This is a genomic window from Nisaea sediminum (assembly GCF_014904705.1).
GTDB lineage: Bacteria > Pseudomonadota > Alphaproteobacteria > Thalassobaculales > Thalassobaculaceae > Nisaea > Nisaea sediminum.
Genome location: NZ_JACZCQ010000006.1, coordinates 344659 through 364613, shown reverse-complemented (window position 1 = coordinate 364613; position 19955 = coordinate 344659). Strand labels below are relative to the sequence as shown.

Genomic DNA, 19955 nt, shown 5'->3' with positions numbered 1-19955 from the left:
GCCCCTGCCGATCAGGTCCCGCTTCTGACCTTGTCGAGGAATGTCGCGACCTCTCGGTCCAGAGATTGCGCCTGCGCGGCGACCCCCTTGGCGGCGGAGAGTACCTGATCGGCGGTGGTTCCCGCCTCGCCGGCGACGCTCATCATGCCGTTCATGGTCGCGCTCACCTGATTGGTGCTCTGTGCCGCTTCCGATGAGGAGCGCGCGATCTCGTCCGTCGAGGCGCCCTGTTCCTCGACCGCGCTGGAGACCGCGATCATCTTCTCGGTCATGTCGCCGATCAGGGTGCCGATCTCGCGGATCGCGTCCACCGCCTGGTTGGTGTTGGCCTGCACCGCGTCGATCTGCGCGGAGATCTCCTCGGTCGCTTTCGCGGTCTGGGTCGCGAGGTTTTTCACCTCCGAGGCGACGACTGCGAAGCCTTTGCCTGCATCGCCGGCGCGGGCCGCCTCGATGGTCGCGTTCAGCGCCAGCAGGTTGGTCTGCTCGGCGATGTCGGTGATCAGCTTCACCACCTCGCCGATCTTCTGCGATTCCGCATCGAGACTGGCGACGATGCGGTCCGTCGTCTCCGCCTTGTCGGCGGCGCGCTGTGCCACACGGGAGGTCTCGGAGATATTGACGCTGATCTCCTGCACCGAGGCGGCGAGCTGCTCGGCCGCCGCGGCGACGGTATTCACATTGCTCGATGTGGTCTCGGCGATGGAGAGCACGCCGCCGGACTCATTCTTCACCTGCTCGGAGGTGCTCACCATGGTCTCCGAGCTCTTCTCCATCTCGCGGGCGGAGAGCCCGACCTGGTCGACGATGGCTTTGACCGACTGCTCGAAGGTATCGGCGAGGTTCAGCATCGCCTTGCGACGTTCCTCGGCGGAGCGGGCCTCGGCGCGCTGCTGCTCGTCGCGCAGGCGCTCGACCTCTCGGCCATTGTCGCGGAACACTTCCACCGTCCGTGCCATGGCGGAGATCTCGTCAGAGCCCGAAGTGTTTACCTCCGCCTCAAGATTGCCGTCCGCGATTTCGGCCATCGTCTGCTGCAGACCGTTCACCCGGCTGACAACCTGGCGCGAGACAAGCAGCCAGCCGATCAGCAGGCCGGCCAGCGCGCCGATCCCGCCTATCGCGAAGAGCAATTGGCGGCTCTTCACGATCGTGTCCTTGGCCGAATTCTCGCTCGCCGTCGCCTCGGTTTCGGCGGCGGCCACAAGCGCGTTCACATCACTGGTCATTGCCGCCACGCTTTCGCGGCTACGGGTGAGTGCGGCTACGGCTTCGGCCTCGGTTTCCAACAAAGTGCGGCGAAGCTCGAACACCGACTCGTCGCCTGTGCCGAAAGTGTTGAGCATTTCCGCCTTCTCCGCCGTGACCTCGTCGATCCCGCGTTCGCGGAACTCCCCCAGTGCGGCGTTCATCGCATCGGTGGCGGCCTGGAACTGGTACCCGGTCTGCTTGATGGAGTCGGCATCGGGCGCGCCGGCGGCCGCGTTCAGAAGGCCGGCCACGAGATTCGCCTGAGCGACGAGCTCCAGCGCGGTCTTGATATTGCCCGCGTCCTCGTTGACGAGCGTGGTGATGGAACTCTTCACGTTGTCGACCAGCTTCTCCCCGCCGGCGATGAGCTTGTAACTCGCCTCGGTAACGACCGGATCGATCGAGTTCTTGAATTTGCTCGACAGTTCCGCGACTTCGGCCTTGAGCGCGACACGCTTGATGTCGAGCTGCAGCTGCTGGCCGATCGGCAGGGAGCCTTTCGTAAGTTCCTGTTTACGAAGCTCGAAGACCGATTTGTCGCCGAGACCGAACAGACTGAGGCCGAGCGAGACATCTCGCAGCGCGATGGAATTCTCGGTCTCCGCCAGATTGTTCACGGCGTCGTAGACCTTGTTCGAGCTCTGATCGAACTCATCCTTCAGCATGTCCAGCATCTCTTCCGATCCGGCGGTCGTCGTCAGGGCGATGATCGACAATATCTCGTTACCGAAGGCGGCGGCCTTCAGCCCGGACTGCAATTGCTGAACCTCGCCCTCGAGCAATTCCTCGACGGCGCGTACGGACGAACTGATCGTGTCTTCGCCGCGAAAGGTCAGGGTCTCGTTCGCCAGCTGGATCACCGGGATCGCTTCCGCGACGAAGAGGCCGTGCGCCTGCCTGATCTCCGCGGTCTTCTTGCCGAGGGCGGTCCGCAGCTCTTCCCGGCGCTCGATCGTCGCCTGCAAGTCGGCGAGGGCGCCTTCGATGTCGGTGACGAGACCGGAGAGCTTGTTCCGCTCCGTTTCCGGCAGTGCGGTCAGGGTATCGAGCCGCTGGCGCAGTTCGCCGATACCGAGCTGCATGCCGTTCTCGATCTCCGCCCGCTCCTCGTCGGTCTGGGCGCTGACCAGTGCCGGCGCGGTCGCGGCGATATTCGCGCTCGCATTGGCGAGGGCCATGGAATTCTTGATCGCCGGGATCGAGCGCCCGGTGAACTGGTCGAGGGTCTCTTGCAGGCCTGTGAAAGCGGCGATCGAGATCCCGATGGCAACCAGGGTCACCAAGGTGACCCCTATGAGGGCCATGTAGAGCTTGCCTCCGACACCGGGACCCCGGCGCTTCGTCTTCGGTTTGTTCAACTCTTCGTCCGAGTCGACCGAGGGGTCATGGGTATGCGCTGCGTTTTCCACGGGGACCGTCCTTCGAATTCGCCATTAATACGTGTGTGCGGGACGACGGTGTCGCGTCCGCATAATCTATAGTGGGCAAGTCAGCAAACGTATTCGCGACTGCAATATCAGCGGTAAACGGGTATAGAGCGCAAGTGCAAAAAAGTCAGTGTTTTTATTCGGTTGTTAGATGGCGTTAAAGGTAAATTTGCAGAAGAATTTTCGGAAAATTTGATCAACTTCAATGGTGTTTCACGGGAACGGGCGGACCGTTGAAGTCCGCCTGCCCAGTGACGCTCTCTTTCGGCTGACCGGCGTCAGCCGATCAGGTCCCGCTTCTCACCTTGTTGAGGAAGGTCGCGACCTCGCGGTCGAGGGACTGCGCCTGCGCGGCGACGCCCCGTGCGGCAGAGAGCACCTGGTCGGCGGTCGTTCCCGCCTCGCCGGCGACGCTCATCATGCCGTCCATGGTCGCGCTCACCTGATTGGTGCTCTGCGCGGCTTCCGAGGTGCTGCGCGCGATCTCGTCGGTCGAGGCACCCTGCTCCTCGACCGCGCTGGAGATTGCCATCATTTTCTCGGTCATGTCGCCGATCAGGGTGCCGATCTCGCGGATCGCGTCCACCGCCTGGTTGGTGTTGGCCTGCACCGCGTCGATCTGCGCGGAGATCTCCTCGGTCGCTTTCGCGGTCTGGGTCGCGAGGTTTTTCACCTCCGAGGCGACGACTGCGAAGCCTTTGCCTGCATCGCCGGCGCGGGCCGCCTCGATGGTCGCGTTCAGCGCCAGCAGGTTGGTCTGCTCGGCGATGTCGGTGATCAGCTTCACCACCTCGCCGATCTTCTGCGATTCCGCATCGAGACTGGCGACGATGCGGTCCGTCGTCTCCGCCTTGTCGGCGGCGCGCTGTGCCACACGGGAGGTCTCTCCGATATTGTTGGAGATCTCCTGTACCGAGGCTGCGAGCTGCTCGGCCGCGGCGGCGACGGTATTCACATTGCTCGATGTGGTCTCGGCGATGGAGAGCACGCCGCCGGACTCGGTCTTCACCTGCTCGGAGGCGCTCACCATGGTCTCCGAGCTCTTCTCCATCTCGCGGGCCGAGAGGCCGACCTGGTCGACGATGGCCTTCACCGATTGCTCGAAGGTGTCCGCGAGGTTCAGCATCGCCTTGCGCCGCTCCTCCGCGGAGCGGGCCTCGGCGCGCTGCTGCTCGTCGCGCAGGCGCTCGACCTCTCGGCCGTTGTCGCGGAACACCTCGACTGTCCGCGCCATGGCGGAAATCTCGTCGGAGCCGGATGTGTCCACGTCGGTTTCCAGATCGCCGTCCGCGATCACGCCCATCTTGTCGGCGAGCAGATTGACCCGGCGCACCACCTGACGGAACACCATGAGCCAGCCGATCAGCAGGCCGGCCGCGGCGCTGATGGCGACCATCCCGAAGAGCAGTTTCTGGCTCTCCTCGATCCGGCGGAGCGCGCTGGTCTCGCTCGCCGCTGCGGTTTTTTCCGCCTCGGCAACGATCCCGCGGACTTCCTGCTCGATCGCGGCGGCCGTCTCACGGCTCGCCGCCAGCGCGGCGAGCGCCGCCTCGTCGATCTCGAGCTGCGACCGGCGCAGTCCGAAGACGCTTGCGTCTCCGACGCCGAATGCCGTGATCTTTGCGACGAGATCGGCCACCCGCGAATTCTGGGCATGCTGCTCGAATTCCGAGACGGCATCGTCGAGATTGACGCTCCCCATCAGGAATCGTCCGTCCAGCACATTGAGTCCCGGCATGTCGGTGGCGCTGGCACCCGAATTGATAAGTCCTGCGAGGAGATTGGCTTCGGCGGTGAGCTGCAGCGTCGCGCGCAGCCGCGCGACATCGCCCCGGACGAAGCCATTGATGGTCTTGCCGATCGTATCCGTGAGGGTCTTTCCGCCTTCGGTGAGGTTGGAGCTCGCGGCTGCGATCACCGGTTCCACCATCTCGGAGAACTGTTCTTCAAGCCCCGTGAGTTTTTGGTTCAGGGCTCCGCTCTTCTCCTGCAGGGCCAGGGTTTCCTGGAAGGTCAGCGACTTGTTGTAATCGAGCTCGGTCGTCCGGACGGCGAAGATGGAGTTCTCGCCGGTACCGAGTGCCAGGAGATCGTTCGTATAGGTCCTGAGGGTATTTGCCGCCTCCGTATCGGGCAGCAGTTCCTCTTGTTGCAGAATCTCCACAGCGATTGCATCGAAACGCTCGCGCAGCGGAGGCACTGCTTCGAAATCCGCGGTCGCCTTGGTCCGGGCGAGCAGGGCCAGGATCTCGCGAAGGCCCGCATTGAGGCGCAGTCCGGCCCTGAGCGCGCTGACTTCTCCCTCGAGCAGGGAGACGATCATCTTGGACGTACCGTCCACCGCGTCCCGGCCGGTCTTCGCCAGACTGGAACTCGCAGCGTCGACGAGCGGCGTGATCTCCCCGAGGAACTCTTCGTGGGTGGTGAGCAGCGCCGTCACGTTGGTGCGGATACGGGCTGCGATCTCGTCCTTTTCCCGCATCTTATGTCCGAGCGAGTCAATGCCGGTCCGGAAGTCGGTGATGAGCTGGAGGTTTTTCTGTCTCTGTTCTTCTGTGAGGGCGGACAGGCCGGTCACCCGGGTTTCCAGCCGGGTCAGCAGGGCGGCGATTTCGGCTTCGGTCGCGGCGCGTTCCTCCTCGGACTGTGCGGTCACGATTTCCGGTGCCTTGGCGGCGACGGCGGCGCTTTCGGCGGCCATCTGAAGCGAACTCTTGATCGCCGGGATCGCCTCGCCAGCGAAGCCGTTCATCGCCCGCTTCAGGTCGCCGAACGCCCAAAGGGAAACGGCTGCGGCCACCACGGTGATGAAGAACATTCCACCGATGGCAAGATAGAGTTTGCCACCGACACCGATCCCTCTGCGTTTGACAGCGGGCTGACCGGACTCTTCCTGATCGATTTCATCCGTGGTGAGTTCACTTGCCGACATTTGATTTCCTCCCGGGTAGTCCGCTTTGCCGCCGCTTGCCTCGCGCTCATCCAGCGCGGGAACGGGATCTTGTTCTCTGGTTCAATGGTGTTTCGGGGGCCGCTTCCGACCGCAACGCCCCGCAGCGCTCTGCTGCCGGTCGAAGCCGGAAGAATGCTGTAGGTACGATCTTCCCCAGAGACACCGTTCCCAAAGTCGAACATGTTCTCAGTATATTAATAATTGCCTAAAATACGGAGGGAAATAATGATCGAAAGTTCAGGGTTCTCAGGAAATTAAGAAGATTTACTTAAAAAGCAAGATTAATTGCTTAAATGGAGATTTGATATTAACACATTGAGATAAAGAAAAAATTTTTGAACATTCAGGTTTCGCGGAAGATTTCCGGAGTGTAGCGTGCCCGCAAATACGTCCTTTCGGCGTATAGAAATATTCAACTTTCACGTTAATTCGAGAAACAGTCCCGTACCCATGTCTGCGTCGCATGACAATCCGAGGCTTCGACGGGCATACGGATATCCTTATCCGGCGCCCGAGGGTGATTTCCTCTTCGCCCGTGGCCGGGCGGAGCCGTTTGACGACGGGATCGACCTGTCCGGCCGGCAGCCGGTGATCGCGGTTGGCTCCAACCGTGCGCCGGAACAGTTACGGCGCAAGTTCGGCGATGGTCCGGGCAGCGAGATTCCGGTGACCTGGGGCTGGATGCATGGCTATGACGTCGTCTATTGCGCGCATCTTGCGGGGTACGGGTCCGTCCCGGCGACGCTGCACACCAGTGCGGGCACGGAAGTCCAGGTCGCGGTCACCTGGCTGACGGCGCCGCAGCTCGAGCGCATGCACGAGACCGAAAATGTCGGGGAAAGCTACGTCTACGGGACCTTCGACGAGAGTGCGATCGACCTCGGTGCGGCGCGTCCGGTGGTGCGCGCCGGCTGCTACATCACCCGGCGCGGAGCGCTGGCACTCGACGGAGCACCGGTGGCGCTCGCGGAGATCGAGGCTCGAAACCGAAGCTTCTCCAGCCTCCCTCAGGCCGCCAAGCTCGCGCTGTTGCACGAACGTTTCGGGGACCGCCCGGATGTCGAGGACTGGATCCTCTCCCTGCTTGACGACGAGAACCTGGAGCGCCGCAGGGGCCTTTCTCAAAGGATGTCCGAAACCGTGCTCGCCTTCGAAGACCCGCGTTTCAGGATCCTGCTGGGGTAGCGGTCTCGGCGGTGATCTGCCAGACGGAGGTTTCCCGGATCTCCCTGTCCTCGAGCTCGGTGGAAACCGGGACCTGATAGGTGGCGCAATGCAGACGACCGCTTTTCGGCAGATAGGCCCGGCCCGGGTCGCCGACGAGCACGAGCGCGCCCGCCGCCGCGTGACGCCGCAGCCAGGCCTCGGCGCGCACGGCCATGGGGCGCTCGTAGAAGACGTCCCCGGCGAGCACGACATCGAACAGCGGATTGCCGTCCTCCGCGAGCGTCGGCTCGTCGAACATGTCCCGTCCGGCGAAGGACAGCCCCGTCTCGAGACCGTTTGCCTCTGCGTTCATCCGGATCGCGAGGCCGGCGACCGGATCTGTGTCGTTGGCGATGACCGTCGCGGCCGAAACCCAGAGGGCGGCAAGGCTGACGATGCCGGATCCGGCGCCGATATCGAGGACGCGGCGGCCGGCGACCAGATGGGGGTGATCGATCACATAGCGTGCGAGCGCCTGTCCGCCGGCCCAAGCGAAGGCCCAGTAGGGTGGCGGCAATCCGAGCTGCTGCAGCTCGCTTTCCGTCGCTTCCCAGAGCGGTGTGATTTCCGTCGCGAGATGAAGCGTCAGTTCCGGAACCATCGGCGGGGAAGCAAGTTCGGTGTTGCGGAGAATGAACTCCGCCGTGACGGACGGGGTTCCGCCCGGCGTCATCCTGCGAGGATCGCCAGGGTGACGATCCAGCCGAAATAGCGGTTGGACTGGAAGCGGAGCAGGCAGCCCTTCGGATCGTCGATATCGATCGTGCGAATCTGCCAGAGGAGCTGCGCGCCGGCGGCGGCCAGAACGAGATAGAACGTCCAACCGAGACCGATCAGCGCGCCGCTGGCGGCGATCCCCGCGAGGGTCAGGGGATAGACGATCCAGAGGAACGGCACCGTCCGGGCGCCGAGGGCGAGGGCGGAGGATTTCACGCCGATCAGCACGTCGTCCTCCTTGTCCTGGTGGGCGTAGATCGTGTCGTATCCGAGCGTCCAGACGATCCCGGCGGCGTACAGCACGCTGTTGGCGAGCTGGATATCTCCCGTGACAGCAGCCCATCCCATGAGCGCGCCCCAGTTGAAGGTCAGGCCGAGAACGAATTGCGGCCAGTAGGTGATCCGCTTGAAGAGCGGATAGGTGACGACCAGCACCAGCACCAGAACGCCGAGCAGCCAGCAGGTTTCGTTCAGTTGCAGCAGGATGAGCAGCCCGACGCCGAGTTGCAGGCCGAGGAAGGCGAAGGCCTGTCGCACCGAGATCGCGCCGCTGGCGATCGGCCTCTCCATCGTGCGGGCGACCTTGCGGTCGAACTCGCGGTCCCAGAGATCGTTGATGGTGCAGCCGGCGCCGCGCATCACGGTCGCACCGACGCTGAACAGGACATAGAGCCAGATGAGGTCGGGCACGGAGAGAGCCTTGCCGGTCGCCTGCCAGCCGAGCGCGAGGCCCCACCAACAGGGGAGCAGCAGCAGCCAGGTCCCGATCGGCCGGTCGAGCCGCATCAGGCGGGCATAGGGGCGTGCGGCGGATGGCAGCAGCCGGTCCACCCAGTCATTGCGTGCGATATCGCTTGCGGTCATGGTGGCTTCTGCATAAACCGGGCGGCACTCCCGGGCAAGCACCGGGGTGCGAGGTCCTGGCTGGCGCGGTTCCGCGTCGCCGAAGCGTGAGGCTGGATGAGCCAAAAGATCGAAACCCGTCTCTTCGTGAGCACCGATCTCTCCGCCGGCGGGAGTGTCGTCCTCGAGAAAGACCAGAGCCATTATCTGAAAAACGTCCTCCGGCTCGGCGCCGGCGCCAGGGTCGCGCTGTTCAATGGCCGGGACGGGGAATGGGTCGCGGAGATCGACGAGATCGGCAAGAGTAGGACCTCGCTCGGACTGAGAGAGCAGAGCCGTCCGCAGATCGAAGAGCCCGATATCTGGCTCGCCTTCGCGCCGATCAAGCGCGCGCGCATCGATTTCATCGCCCAGAAGGCGACCGAACTCGGGGCCTCGCTGCTCTGGCCGGTCCTGACCGAGCGCACCAACGTGGAACGCGTGAAGACCGACCGCCTGCTGGCGAACGCGATCGAGGCGGCAGAACAGACAGCACGGGTCAGCGTGCCGGAAATCCGAGAACCGGTGCGTCTCGACGCGCTGCTCGACGCCTGGCCGGAAGATCGCCCTCTGATCGTCTGCGACGAGACGGGGGCCGGTAACCCGATCGCCCATGTGTTGTCGGAGCATCCTTTCAAGGGGGGAACCCCTAGCGGATTGTTGATCGGTCCGGAAGGAGGTTTTGCCGATCGTGAACTTGACCGCTTGCGGCAATGCTCCTTTGTTACACCAGTCAGTCTAGGGCCGCGTTTGTTGCGTGCCGACACGGCGGCGCTCGCGGCGCTCGCCTGTTGGCAGGCACTGGCCGGGGATTGGACCATGAAACGTCCCGAGGGACTTGATCTCTAAACCCGAGAGCGCGGCCGTCAGGCGCGCAACTTCGATCCTAACGGAGGAAACATGTCCCGTCCCCCTGGCGCCAAGGGCGATCCCATCGTCAGCAAGGCGCAGCTCGTCGAGGATCTGGAATCCGCCTGCAAGCCGCGCGACGCGTGGCGAATCGGAACCGAGCACGAGAAATTCCCCTTCCGCCTCAGCGACCACAAGCGCTTGCCTTATTTCGGCAAGGACGGCATCGGCGCCATCCTGCAGGGGCTGGTCGACAAGTTCGACTGGGATCCGATCTACGAGGGCGACAATGTCATCGCGCTTAATCACAGCGGCTGCGCGATCACACTGGAGCCGGGCGGACAGTTCGAGCTCTCCGGCGCTCCGCTGGATAACCTGCACCAGACCTGTGACGAGGTGCACACCCACCTTGCGCAGATCAAGGAAGTGAACGACGAACTCGGCGTCGGCATGCTCGGGGCCGGTTTCGATCCGACCTCGACCCGCGAGGAGATCGAGTTCATGCCCAAGGGGCGCTATGTGATCATGAGCGCCTACATGCAGAAGGTCGGCACCCTCGGCCTCGACATGATGAAGCGTACCTGCACGGTGCAGGGGAACTACGATTTCGAGAGCGAAGCCGACATGGTGGAGAAATTCCGCATCAGTGTCGCTCTGCAGCCGGTCGCGACCGCGCTCTTCGCCAACTCGCCCTTCAAGGAGGGCAAGCCGAACGGCTTCAAGAGCTACCGCTCCCATGTCTGGACCGATACCGATCCGGACCGCTGCGGCATGCTGCCCTTCGTCTTCGAGGACGGCTTCGGCTTCGAGCGCTATGTCGACTACATGCTCGATGTGCCGATGTATTTCCTCTACCGCGACGGCGAGTATCAGGATGTGTCCGGCAAGAGCTTCCGCAAGTTCATGGCGGGCAAACTCGAGGGTTACGAGGGCGAAGAGGCCTTCATGGGCGACTGGACCGATCACATGACGACCAGTTTCCCTGAGGTCCGGCTGAAGAAATATATCGAGATGCGCGGCGCCGACACCGGCCCGTGGCGCAACATCTGTGCGCTGCCCGCGCTCTGGACCGGCATTCTGTACGACAAGGACGCGCAGCAGGCCGCGGCCGACATGATCGCCGGCTGGAGTATCGAGGAAATGGAAGCGCTGCGCGCTGCGGTTCCGAAACACGGCCTGCAGACCCCGTTCCGCGACGGCACGGTGCAGGACCTGGCGAAGCGCATGATCGAGATTTCCCGCCATGGCCTGAAGCGCCGGGCTTGCGTCGATTCCGAAGGCAATGACGAGACCGGCTTCCTCAACTGGCTGCAGGAAGTCGCCGAATCAGGCAAGTCTCCCGCCGACCGCCTGCTCGATCTCTATCACGGCGCGTGGGGCGGCAAGATCGATCCGCTGTTCGAATACCAGCGGTACTGATCGGCGGCGGCTATCGGACCGGAAAGGGGAAGGGATGGAGCTGGACGCGCTCCCGAGATACCCTTTGCTGGAAGGGCCGACGCCCTTCCAGCCCTTGCAGCGTCTCGGCCGGGAGACCGGCCATCCGCGCCTCTTTATCAAACGGGATGACGCAATGCCGCTCGGCCTGGGCGGCAACAAGCTGCGTTCTCTCGAATACTGGCTCGGCGCGGCGTTCGCAGCCGGCGCGGACACGCTGGTCGTCGCGGGGCACACCGCCTCGAACCAGTGCCGTCTGACCGCCGCGGCCGCGGCAAAGTCAGGTCTCGGCTGCGTCATCCTGCATAATGCTGACCGGCCGGCGCGCATCGAAGGCAATCTTCGGCTCAGCCATCTTTTCGGGGCCGAGATCTCCTACCTCGGCCCGGTCGGCGAGAGCGAGCGCAGACAGGCCGCGGAAGCCAGGGTCGAGGAGCTGCGCCGGGAAGGCCGTAAACCGTATCTCGTGGGAGACCCGGTGCTCGGTGCCGCGGGCTATGTCCATGCCGGTATGGAACTGCTCGATCAGGCCCGCGCCCGGGGCGTGGTGCTCCGACATATCCTGCTTCCGGGCTCCATGGGGCCGACCGAGGCCGGCTTTCTCTATGGCCTGGTCCGTGGCGGTTTCGACGGCGAAGCCCATCTCGTCAGCGTCGAATACGGTGTCGCGGAGCTGGCGGAGCGTGTCTCCCGGATCTTCGCCGGGCTCGAACTGCTGCTCGGGGCCGCCGATCGGCCGGTCGGTTCGATCGCCCGCTTCACCGACCGGTTTCTGGGGCCAGGGTACGGCATTCCGGGACCGGACGCCGTCGCGGCGATCCGGCAATTCGCCGAGACCGAGGCCCTGTTGCTCGAACAGACCTACACCGCGAAACCGGCCGCGGCCCTGCTTTCGATGCTGGCCGATGGCAGCATCGCGCCGGACGAGCCAGCCTGCCTGCTCCATACCGGCGGCACCGCGTCTCTCTTCGAAGACGATTTTTACAATGCCGTCCTCGTCCGGGGCGACTAGTCTCGGGCCCGCCATAAGAAGCGGAAGACAACAAGCAATGAGCGACGGAAACGAACAGGACGGCTTTACGGCCGGGCGCGGCATCATCCTGATGATTGCGGGCGTGTTCGTGATGTCCGTGATGGACATGATGATCAAGTGGATGTCGGCAGGTTATCCGAGCATCGAGATCGTCTTTTTCCGCACCCTGTTCGGGCTGATTCCGCTGTTCGCCATCGTGTATTGGACCGGTGGGCTTCGTCAGCTCCGGACCCGGCGCTGGAAGCTGCAGCTCGCCCGCGGCGTGACCGGAACCGGGGCGACGGTCGGCTTCTTCTTCGCGCTCGGCAAGCTCGAGCTGGCGGAAGTCGTTGCGCTGGCCTTCGCCTCGCCGCTTTTCGTCACTGCTTTGTCGGTGCCGGTGCTCGGGGAGCAGGTAGGGTTTCGAAGGGTTTGTGCGGTTCTGGTCGGTTTCGTCGGCGTATTGATCATCGTGCGTCCGGGCGCGGACGTGTTCTCGCCCTACGCGCTGCTGCCAATCGGAGCCTCTTTCTGCTTCGCGCTGGCGATGGTGCTCGGACGCCGTCTCTCCTCGACCGACAGCGCGGTCTCCATTGTCTTCTACACGACCCTCGCCGCGCTTACGGTCAGCGCGATCGGCACGCCCTCGGTCTGGGTCATGCCGGTGCCGGCGGATTGGAGCCTGCTCGCGGCATTGGGGCTGCTCGGCGGCTGCGGGCAGTTTCTCGTCACCTCCGCTTTCCGCGCGGCGCCGGCGGCGATCGTCGCGCCGTTCGAGTACTCGGCGCTGATCTGGGCGACGCTGTTCGGATACGTGATCTGGGCCGAAGTGCCGGACGGGATGACTCTGCTCGGCGGCGCCATTGTGATCGCCGCCGGTCTCTATATCGGCTACCGGGAGACCAGGCTCGGCCGCCGGCCGCAGGGACCCGGCGTTATGCCCGATTCCCCGGCGGACGGCCCCCCTGCGGACGGTAAAGGCGCCTAGGAAACCTTGATGCGGCTGAGGAAGCCGTCGATCTCGGAACGCAGCAGGTTCGTATCCTGGGCCAGTCGCTCGGAGGCCGTCAGCATGGACTGGGCGGCTTCGCCGCTGCGCGCGCTCTCGGCGTTGAGGGCGCTCATGCCTTCAGAGGCGCTGATGCTCCGCTCGCTCGCCTGCGCTACCTGATTGGAAATCTCGTTGGTCGCGGCGACCTGCTCCTCGATTGCCGCGGCGATCCCGGCGGAGATTCCGTCCACTTTGGCGACCGTTTCGACGATCAGGGAAATCGCCTTCACAGCCTCGGTCGATTCCTGCTGGATCGCCTGGATCTGGGCGGAAATCGTTTCCGTCGCCTCCGCCGTCTGCGAGGCGAGGTTCTTCACTTCCGTCGCCACCACCGCGAAGCCCTTGCCGGCCTCGCCGGCGCGCGCCGCCTCGATCGTCGCGTTAAGCGCCAGCAGGTTGGTCTGTTCGGCGATATCGGTGATCAGCTTCAGGAACTCTCCGATCTTGTCGACGGCACCGGCGAGGCCGGACACCGTTTCGTTCGTCTGGTTGGCCTGATCGACCGCCACACGGGTCACGCTGCTTGCTTCGGCGACCCGCTGGCCGATCTCGGAAAAAGATCTGGCAAGTTCACCTGCGACTTCCGCAGCCGTGCGCACATTATCCGCCGCCGAAGCGGTGTTCTCGTTCGCCGCACGGGACTGGTTTGTGAGAGATCCGGCGACCGAGTTCAACTCGCTGGCATTCCGGCCAAGTTCGGTGGAGGCGCTGGCGACAGTGGCCGCGATGGACCCGACCGTGGAAGAGAACGTGTCGGCAAGCGCGGACATTTCCTGCGCCTTCTGCGCCTGCATCCGGCGTTCCTGCTCCATCTGCTGCGCGCTCAGCCTTTCGGCTTCCGCCCTGGCTTCCTCGGCTTCCTTGAGGGCCTTGTCGGACAGGCTGAAGGATTTCGCCACCGTCAGCGACAGCCAGCCGACGATGACCGCCTCGACGATCACGATCACGGCGTGAAGAACCACCCGGCCGAAATCCGCGCCGTCGGGGAAGATCCAGGCGGGGAAGGTGAAGTTCAGGCCGATATGATGAACGGCGACCGCCGCGGTCGCTGCGACGACGGCACGAATGTCGCAAAACGTCGTCAGGATCGCGAGACACGCGAAATAATACATGTGAACGTCGATCTGCCAGGCATGGCCCTGGAACTGGAACAGCACCAGCGAGACCATGACCATGAGCCCGACGGCGAGGAGCATCCGTGTGGATGCTTCATGCTTGGCTTTCCATGCCGCGAGCCCGCAGACCGTCGCCGTCGCGATCGCGCCAGCTAGAGGGGCGAGCAGGGGGGCCGAGAATACAAGGCCCAATCCCGCGATCAAAGCGATGTGCGCGGTGATGAAGAGGGCGAGAAAACTGACCGATTTGGCGCGGATCGAATCCAGCGTGTTCATTTTCATAAATCCTTTTGGAGCGGAAAGCGGGTGCCGCCTTTGACGCCTATGCAACCGAAGAGCCCGCCGGGATCGACGACCGCCCAAGCGCCCGCATTGCGCAGGCGTTCGGACGCGTCGGGCCGTTCGAGCCGGACAAGCGCGATGTTGTTTGTGCCGCCATGGCGCAGCATGGAGCCGCCGGCTTCGGACACCGCACCGAGAACGGAAGATTTGTCGAACCAGGGAGGAAAAATTGCCGCGACCGTCTGGTCGGACCTGACAGGCGCCGTAAGCATCAGCCCGGCGAGGAACGCCGAACTGACAATCAACAATGCCACCGCACCGACCGCGTCACGCAAGTCGCTTTCCTCTTCGAGTTCTGAAGTGAACGGAGGACTCCTGCCTCAACCGATGCAGGATTTAAGCAACTCTACGTAAAAATACACTTAATGGGCCGGTAACCTTAGCAATCTGTTCCTACATCGCGGTGCCGCCGATGGTCACGCCCGTCATCTTCAGCGTGGGCTGTCCGACGCCGACCGGAACGCCCTGGCCGCTCTTGCCGCAGGTCCCGATCCCGTCGTCCAGCGCAAGGTCATTGCCGATCATCGTGATCTGGTTCATCGCGTCCGGGCCGTTGCCGATCAGGGTCGCGCCTTTGACCGGGGCGCCGATCTTGCCGTCCTCGATCAGATAGGCCTCGCTGGCGGAGAACACGAACTTGCCGGAGGTGATGTCGACCTGGCCGCCGGCAAAGTTGACCGCATAGAGACCTTTCTTCACGGAGGCGAGGATCTCGCCCGGGTCCTTGTCGCCGGCTTCCATGAAGGTGTTGGTCATGCGCGGCATCGGATGGTGCGCGAAGCTTTGGCGCCGTCCGTTGCCGGTCGGCTCCATGCCCATCAGGCGCGCATTCTGCCGGTCCTGCATGTAGCCGACGAGGATGCCGTCCTCGATCAGCACGTTGCGCTGGCTGCGCGTGCCCTCGTCGTCGATGCTGATCGAACCGCGGCGGTCGTGGATGGTGCCGTCATCGACCACGGTGACGCCCTTGGCGGCGACGCGCTGGCCGATCATTCCGGAAAAGGTCGAGGTTTTCTTGCGGTTGAAGTCGCCTTCCAGTCCGTGGCCGACCGCCTCGTGCAGCATGACGCCCGGCCAGCCGTTGCCGAGCACCACTTCCATCTCGCCCGCCGGGGCGGCGACGGAGGAGAGGTTCACCTCGGCGATCCGCATCGCCTCGTCGACCTGGGCCTTCCACTTCTCCGGCGTCAGGTAGAGATCGTAGGCGACCCGGCCGCCGGCACCGCAGCCGCCGGTCTCCATCCGGTCGCCTTCCGCCATCACGACGGAGACATTGAGACGCACCAGCGGACGGATATCCGCGACCCGGTGCCCGCCGGCGCGGATGATCTGCACCGCCTGCCAGGAGCCGGCCAGCGAGGCACTGACCTGTTTCACGCGAGGGTCTCTGGCGCGGGCGTAGGCGTCGATTTCCTTCAGCAGATCGACCTTGTCGGCAAACGGCGTCAAGGCAAGAGGGTTGGCGTCGGTGTAGAGCGTGGCGTTGCTGGCGGCGGGCGGGGCGGCGAGGGTGCCGCCATGGCCGTGACGGACACTGGAGACGGTGTCCGCCGCGCGCTTGATGGCCTCCTCGGAAAGATCGGAGGCATGCGCGTAGCCGTGCGCTTCTCCGGCGATCGCGCGCAGGCCGAAGCCCTGGGTCGAATCAAAGGAGGCGGTCTTCAGGCGGCCGTCATCGAAAGCAAGGCTCTCGCTCTGGCGGTATTCGAGGAACAGCTCACCGTCGTCCGCGCCGTGCAGCGCCTCGTCGACGAGGCGGCCGACCCGGTCGAGATCCATGCCGCTGCGCTCGAAAAACAGTTCGTCCGTCTTGCCAAGGTCGCTCATTGAGTCCGCTCCTGAAATGTCCCGCGCGGGTGCGGGGCGCCGGTATGGGCTTGATCTTTCCGATAGCATATGGTCCCAAGCACGGGAAAGTCACGGTGCGCCCTTGCGGAAGAGCGCGGCGCCCGTCCGTTGCAAGAGGCGCGTCACTTCGTCGCGGATCGCTGGACCGCCCCGTGCCGGAGATCGAATTGTCTTCACGCAATGAGGCGGACGGTGTATTGCGATACCCTTGTGAAGGGCCGCGCCTGACGCTAAAAACGGCCCCGAGTACGAATATTGCGGAGAGAACGGACACCATGAGGCTTTTTAACCGGGCAATCTCCAGCCTCGCGCATCTCGCGGCGCTGCCCCTCCTGTTGGTCGCAACGCTGGCTCAGCCCGCCGGCGCCGAAGAAATCCGCATGCCCCAGCCCTACCAGCTGGGTTTGCAGGATCCGGTCTCGCCGGTCGGTGTTCACATCGGTGAATTCCACACCTACTTGCTCTACCTGATTTTCGCGATCTCGCTCTTCGTGCTCGCGCTGCTGGTTTATGTCTGTTTCCGCTACCGCGCTTCGGCCAACCCGAACCCGTCCCGGACCTCGCACAACACGCTGATCGAGATCCTCTGGACCGCGGTTCCGGTCATTATTCTTGTGGTGGTCGCGATCCCGTCTTTCAAGAACCTCTACTATCTTGATCGTGCGGTCGATCCGGACATGACCATCAAGGTCACCGGAAACCAGTGGTACTGGTCCTACGAATATCCGGACGAGCAGATCGTCTTCGACAGCTACCTGCTTGAGGGCGAGGACCTGCAGAAGGTGAACGGCCACCGTCTGCTCGACGTCGACAATCCGCTTGTCGTTCCGACGGGCAAGAAGATCCAGATCCTGGTGACCAGCAACGACGTCTTCCATTCCTTCTTCGTTCCGTCCGCGGTGGTGCAGATCTATGCCGTCGGCGGCCGCACCAACGAGACCTGGATGCAGTTCGACAAGGAAGGCACCTTCTACGGCCAGTGCAACCAGATCTGCGGTCCGCGTCACGCCTACATGCCCATCGTTGTCAAGGCCCTCTCCGAGGCCGACTACGCCGAATGGCTGAAGGGGGCGAAGGATAAATTCGCGATGAACAACGATGCGCCGGTCCGCGTCGCCGTTAACGCCAACTAACAACCACGCTATTGGGAGAGACCGATATGAGTGCCGCGCACGCTCACGCTGATGACCATGGGGTGCCGACGGGTATCCGGCGCTGGTTGTATTCGACCAACCACAAAGACATCGGCACGATGTACCTGATCTTCGCGATCATCGCCGGCTTAATCGGCGGCGCGATGTCCATCTACATGCGGATGGAGCTCCAGAATCCGGGCGTCCAGTTCATGGAAAACGGCCAGGTCTGGAACGTCTTCACCACGGCCCATGGCCTGATCATGGTGTTCTTCCTGGTCATGCCGGCGCTGATCGGAGGCTTCGGCAACTGGTTCGTGCCGCTCATGATCGGTGCGCCGGACATGGCCTTCCCGCGGATGAACAACATCAGCTTCTGGCTGCTGATCCCGGCCTTCCTGCTGCTCTTCCTGTCGGTCTTCGCCGATGGCGGCGCGGGCGTGGGCTGGACGATCTACCCGCCGATGTCGAGCAAGCTCGGCACGCCTGGCCCGTCCATGGACATGGCGATCCTGTCGCTGCACCTTGCCGGTGCCTCCTCGATCCTCGGCGCCAGCAACTTCATCACCACGATCTTCAACATGCGCGCACCGGGCATGACGCTGCACAAGATGCCGCTCTTCGTCTGGTCGATCCTGATCACGGCGTTCCTGCTGCTGTTGGCGCTTCCGGTCCTGGCCGGCGCCATCACCATGCTGCTGACCGACCGCAACTTCGGCACGGCCTTCTTCGACCCGTCCGGCGGCGGTGATCCGATCCTGTTCCTGCACCTCTTCTGGTTCTTCGGCCATCCCGAGGTGTACATCATGATCCTGCCGGCCTTCGGCATCATCAGCCACGTGGTCTCGACCTTCTCGCGCAAGCCGGTCTTCGGCTATCTCGGCATGGCCTACGCGATGGTCTCCATCGGCTTCGTCGGCTTCATCGTCTGGGCGCACCACATGTACACGGTGGGCCTCGATGTCGACACGCGGGCCTATTTCACGGCGGCGACCATGGTTATCGCGGTGCCGACCGGTGTGAAGATCTTCTCCTGGATCGCGACCATGTGGGGCGGGTCGATCTCGTTCCGCGTCCCGATGATCTGGGCGATCGGCTTCATCTTCCTCTTCACGGTCGGCGGCGTCACCGGCGTGGTGCTGGCCAATGCCGGCGTCGACGTGGTGCTGCACAACACCTACTACGTGATCGCGCACTTCCACTACGTGCTGTCGCTGGGCGCGGTCTTCGCGCTGTTCTGCGGGTTCTATTACTGGTTCCCGAAAATGTCCGGCTACCACTACAACGGCTTCCTGGCCCGGGTGCATTTCTGGATCATGTTCATCGGTGCGAACCTGACCTTCTTCCCGATGCACTTCCTCGGGCTGGCGGGCATGCCGCGGCGCTACATCGATTATCCGGATGCGCTGCACGGCTGGAACTACGTGGCTTCGATCGGCGCCTATATGGGCGGTGCCGCAACCCTGCTGTTCCTCTTCATCGTCTTCGAGGCGTTCATGAAGAAGCGGGTCGCCGGCGACAATCCGTGGGGCGAAAGCGCGGACACTCTCGAGTGGACCGTGTCCTCCCCGCCGCCGTTCCACACCTTCGACGAGCTGCCGCGGATCAAGTGATCCGCGGCGCCTCGCGGCGCTGATTTCAGAGCGGACCGAAGCGAGAAAGGTTCTCTTGCGTGTCTGACACTTCCATCGAGCTCAAAGCGGCGGCACCGACCGCCGCTTCGGCGTCTGAAGCGATCCGGGACTACCTGTCGCTGCTGAAGCCGCGGGTGATGTCGCTTGTCGTCTTCACCGGGTTCGTCGGCCTCTATCTCGCCCCGGGCGAGCTCAATCCTGGCCTGGCGGCCGTTGCGGTGCTCTGCATCGCGATCGGAGCGGGCGCGTCCGGTGCGATCAACATGTGGTACGACCGTGATATCGACGCCGTCATGGCGCGGACGCGCGGCCGGCCGATCCCCATGGGCAAGGTCGGCGCCGACGAGGCGCTCGCCTTCGGCGTCATCCTGTCCGGCTTTTCCGTCATGGTGATGGGGCTCGCGACCAACTGGGTCGCGGCCGCGCTGCTGGCCGGCACGATCGGCTTCTATGTCTTCATCTATACGATGTGGCTGAAGCGCCGCACGCCGCAGAACATCGTCATCGGCGGTGCCTCGGGCGCGCTCCCGCCGGTGATCGGCTGGGCCGCCGTGACCGGCGACGTCACTCTGCTGCCGCTGGTCATGTTCCTGATCATCTTCATGTGGACGCCGCCACATTTCTGGGCGCTCTCGCTCTATCGTTCCGGCGACTACGAAGCCGCGGGCGTACCCATGCTGCCGGTGGTCTCCGGCCGGCGCGAAACCCAGAAGCAGATCCTGATCTACACCCTGCTGCTGGTACCGATCACCCTGCTTCCGGCCGCGTTCGACTCCATAGGTCTGCTGACTTACGGCCTGCCAGCCGCGGCGTTCGGTCTGGTCTTCACGCTTTCCGCATGGCGCGTGTTCCGCGATGCCAGCGAGAGGAACTGCCGCCGTTTGTTCGGCTATTCCATTCTCTATCTCTTCGTGATTTTCACGCTGCTGATCATCGATCGGGCGGCAGGGGCATGAGTGCGATGAGCGACGATCAGAAACCGGAAACCAGAGAGGAATTCTATGCCCGCAAGAAGGGCAAGAATCTCGCCATTCTGGCTTGTATCATTGCGTTCTTCGTCCTGTTCTACGTCATCACCATCCTGAAGATGGGTTGAGC

16 protein-coding genes are annotated in these 19955 nt (G+C 63.6%); 9 read left to right on the top strand and 7 right to left on the bottom strand.

All coding sequences use genetic code 11. From position 1 onward, the window contains the following. Nucleotides 1-11: 11 nt before the first annotated feature. Together IG122_RS24480 and IG122_RS13780 are read right to left on the bottom strand one after the other, a co-directional pair. On the bottom strand, nt 12-2660 hold the full coding sequence (locus IG122_RS24480) for a methyl-accepting chemotaxis protein (RefSeq protein ID WP_193184462.1): 2649 nt from the start codon (nt 2658-2660) through the stop codon (nt 12-14). A gap of 304 nt (nt 2661-2964) precedes the next feature. Then, entirely contained in the window at nt 2965-5610 is a 2646-nt protein-coding gene (locus IG122_RS13780; protein ID WP_193184460.1) for a methyl-accepting chemotaxis protein, read from the bottom strand. A 471-nt stretch (nt 5611-6081) separates the two neighbouring features. Between IG122_RS13780 and IG122_RS13775 the strand changes: the two genes are divergently transcribed. Next, a complete protein-coding gene (locus IG122_RS13775) occupies nt 6082-6816 on the top strand; it encodes a hypothetical protein (RefSeq protein ID WP_193184458.1) in 735 nt (244 codons plus the stop codon). On the opposite strand, the gene IG122_RS13770 is transcribed toward IG122_RS13775, so the two are convergent. Beyond that, nucleotides 6797-7510, bottom strand: a complete 714-nt coding sequence (locus IG122_RS13770) for a class I SAM-dependent methyltransferase (RefSeq protein WP_193184456.1) — start codon at nt 7508-7510, stop codon at nt 6797-6799. The two genes, IG122_RS13775 and IG122_RS13770, sit on opposite strands and share 20 nt — an antisense overlap. Next, entirely contained in the window at nt 7507-8418 is a 912-nt protein-coding gene (gene ubiA, locus IG122_RS13765) for a 4-hydroxybenzoate octaprenyltransferase (protein ID WP_193184454.1), read from the bottom strand. Before ubiA ends, IG122_RS13770 begins: the two co-directional genes overlap by 4 nt. A gap of 96 nt (nt 8419-8514) precedes the next feature. On the opposite strand from ubiA, the gene IG122_RS13760 reads away from it, so the two are divergent. Genes IG122_RS13760 through IG122_RS13745 form a run of 4 tightly spaced genes read left to right on the top strand, consistent with a single transcriptional unit; the run spans nt 8515 to nt 12722 of the window. Further along, complete coding sequence (locus IG122_RS13760; protein WP_193184452.1) at nt 8515-9285, top strand: 16S rRNA (uracil(1498)-N(3))-methyltransferase; 771 nt, start codon at nt 8515-8517, stop codon at nt 9283-9285. Nucleotides 9286-9336: 51 nt separating this feature from the next. Continuing rightward, nucleotides 9337-10704: a glutamate--cysteine ligase gene (locus IG122_RS13755; protein ID WP_193184450.1), complete on the top strand. Its 1368-nt coding sequence runs from the start codon at nt 9337-9339 to the stop codon at nt 10702-10704. 34 nt (nt 10705-10738) lie between these two features. After that, the gene (locus IG122_RS13750) at nt 10739-11734 is read left to right on the top strand and encodes a 1-aminocyclopropane-1-carboxylate deaminase/D-cysteine desulfhydrase (RefSeq protein ID WP_193184448.1); all 996 of its coding nucleotides are present in this window, start codon (nt 10739-10741) and stop codon (nt 11732-11734) included. A gap of 37 nt (nt 11735-11771) precedes the next feature. Further along, nucleotides 11772-12722, top strand: coding sequence for a DMT family transporter (locus tag IG122_RS13745; protein WP_193184446.1), 951 nt, complete (start codon nt 11772-11774; stop codon nt 12720-12722). On the opposite strand, the gene IG122_RS13740 is transcribed toward IG122_RS13745, so the two are convergent. From IG122_RS13740 to tldD, 3 genes are all read right to left on the bottom strand, one after another. After that, on the bottom strand, nt 12719-14176 hold the full coding sequence (locus tag IG122_RS13740; RefSeq protein WP_193184444.1) for a methyl-accepting chemotaxis protein: 1458 nt from the start codon (nt 14174-14176) through the stop codon (nt 12719-12721). The two genes, IG122_RS13745 and IG122_RS13740, sit on opposite strands and share 4 nt — an antisense overlap. Nucleotides 14177-14178: 2 nt before the next feature. After that, nucleotides 14179-14517: a hypothetical protein gene (locus tag IG122_RS13735; RefSeq protein WP_193184442.1), complete on the bottom strand. Its 339-nt coding sequence runs from the start codon at nt 14515-14517 to the stop codon at nt 14179-14181. A gap of 118 nt (nt 14518-14635) precedes the next feature. After that, nucleotides 14636-16069 carry a metalloprotease TldD gene (gene tldD / locus IG122_RS13730; RefSeq protein WP_193184440.1) on the bottom strand — a complete coding sequence of 478 codons (1434 nt, stop codon included), beginning with the start codon at nt 16067-16069 and terminating at the stop codon, nt 14636-14638. 296 nt (nt 16070-16365) lie between these two features. Between tldD and coxB the strand changes: the two genes are divergently transcribed. From coxB to IG122_RS13710, 4 genes are read left to right on the top strand one after another with little or no spacing between them, the layout of a single operon-like run. After that, nucleotides 16366-17223 carry a cytochrome c oxidase subunit II gene (gene coxB / locus IG122_RS13725; protein ID WP_226893566.1) on the top strand — a complete coding sequence of 286 codons (858 nt, stop codon included), beginning with the start codon at nt 16366-16368 and terminating at the stop codon, nt 17221-17223. 26 nt (nt 17224-17249) lie between these two features. Beyond that, on the top strand, nt 17250-18836 hold the full coding sequence (ctaD, locus tag IG122_RS13720; protein ID WP_193184438.1) for a cytochrome c oxidase subunit I: 1587 nt from the start codon (nt 17250-17252) through the stop codon (nt 18834-18836). A 59-nt stretch (nt 18837-18895) separates the two neighbouring features. Next, on the top strand, nt 18896-19813 hold the full coding sequence (locus IG122_RS13715; protein WP_193184436.1) for a heme o synthase: 918 nt from the start codon (nt 18896-18898) through the stop codon (nt 19811-19813). Beyond that, the gene (locus IG122_RS13710) at nt 19810-19953 is read left to right on the top strand and encodes a hypothetical protein (protein WP_193184434.1); all 144 of its coding nucleotides are present in this window, start codon (nt 19810-19812) and stop codon (nt 19951-19953) included. The genes IG122_RS13715 and IG122_RS13710 overlap by 4 nt, the downstream gene beginning before the upstream one ends. Nucleotides 19954-19955 lie beyond the last annotated feature (2 nt).

Bases quoted from the DNA above. Each gene is read 5' to 3' on its own strand.
- IG122_RS13780 (WP_193184460.1), bottom strand. From the start codon at position 5,610: ATGTCGGCAAGTGAACTCACCACGGATGAAATCGATCAGGAAGAGTCC.
- IG122_RS13775 (WP_193184458.1), top strand. From the start codon at position 6,082: ATGTCTGCGTCGCATGACAATCCGAGGCTTCGACGGGCATACGGATAT.
- IG122_RS13770 (WP_193184456.1), bottom strand. From the start codon at position 7,510: ATGACGCCGGGCGGAACCCCGTCCGTCACGGCGGAGTTCATTCTCCGC.
- ubiA (WP_193184454.1), bottom strand. From the start codon at position 8,418: ATGACCGCAAGCGATATCGCACGCAATGACTGGGTGGACCGGCTGCTG.
- IG122_RS13760 (WP_193184452.1), top strand. From the start codon at position 8,515: ATGAGCCAAAAGATCGAAACCCGTCTCTTCGTGAGCACCGATCTCTCC.
- IG122_RS13755 (WP_193184450.1), top strand. From the start codon at position 9,337: ATGTCCCGTCCCCCTGGCGCCAAGGGCGATCCCATCGTCAGCAAGGCG.
- IG122_RS13750 (WP_193184448.1), top strand. From the start codon at position 10,739: ATGGAGCTGGACGCGCTCCCGAGATACCCTTTGCTGGAAGGGCCGACG.
- IG122_RS13745 (WP_193184446.1), top strand. From the start codon at position 11,772: ATGAGCGACGGAAACGAACAGGACGGCTTTACGGCCGGGCGCGGCATC.
- IG122_RS13740 (WP_193184444.1), bottom strand. From the start codon at position 14,176: ATGAACACGCTGGATTCGATCCGCGCCAAATCGGTCAGTTTTCTCGCC.
- tldD (WP_193184440.1), bottom strand. From the start codon at position 16,069: ATGAGCGACCTTGGCAAGACGGACGAACTGTTTTTCGAGCGCAGCGGC.
- coxB (WP_226893566.1), top strand. From the start codon at position 16,366: ATGAGGCTTTTTAACCGGGCAATCTCCAGCCTCGCGCATCTCGCGGCG.
- ctaD (WP_193184438.1), top strand. From the start codon at position 17,250: ATGAGTGCCGCGCACGCTCACGCTGATGACCATGGGGTGCCGACGGGT.
- IG122_RS13710 (WP_193184434.1), top strand. From the start codon at position 19,810: ATGAGTGCGATGAGCGACGATCAGAAACCGGAAACCAGAGAGGAATTC.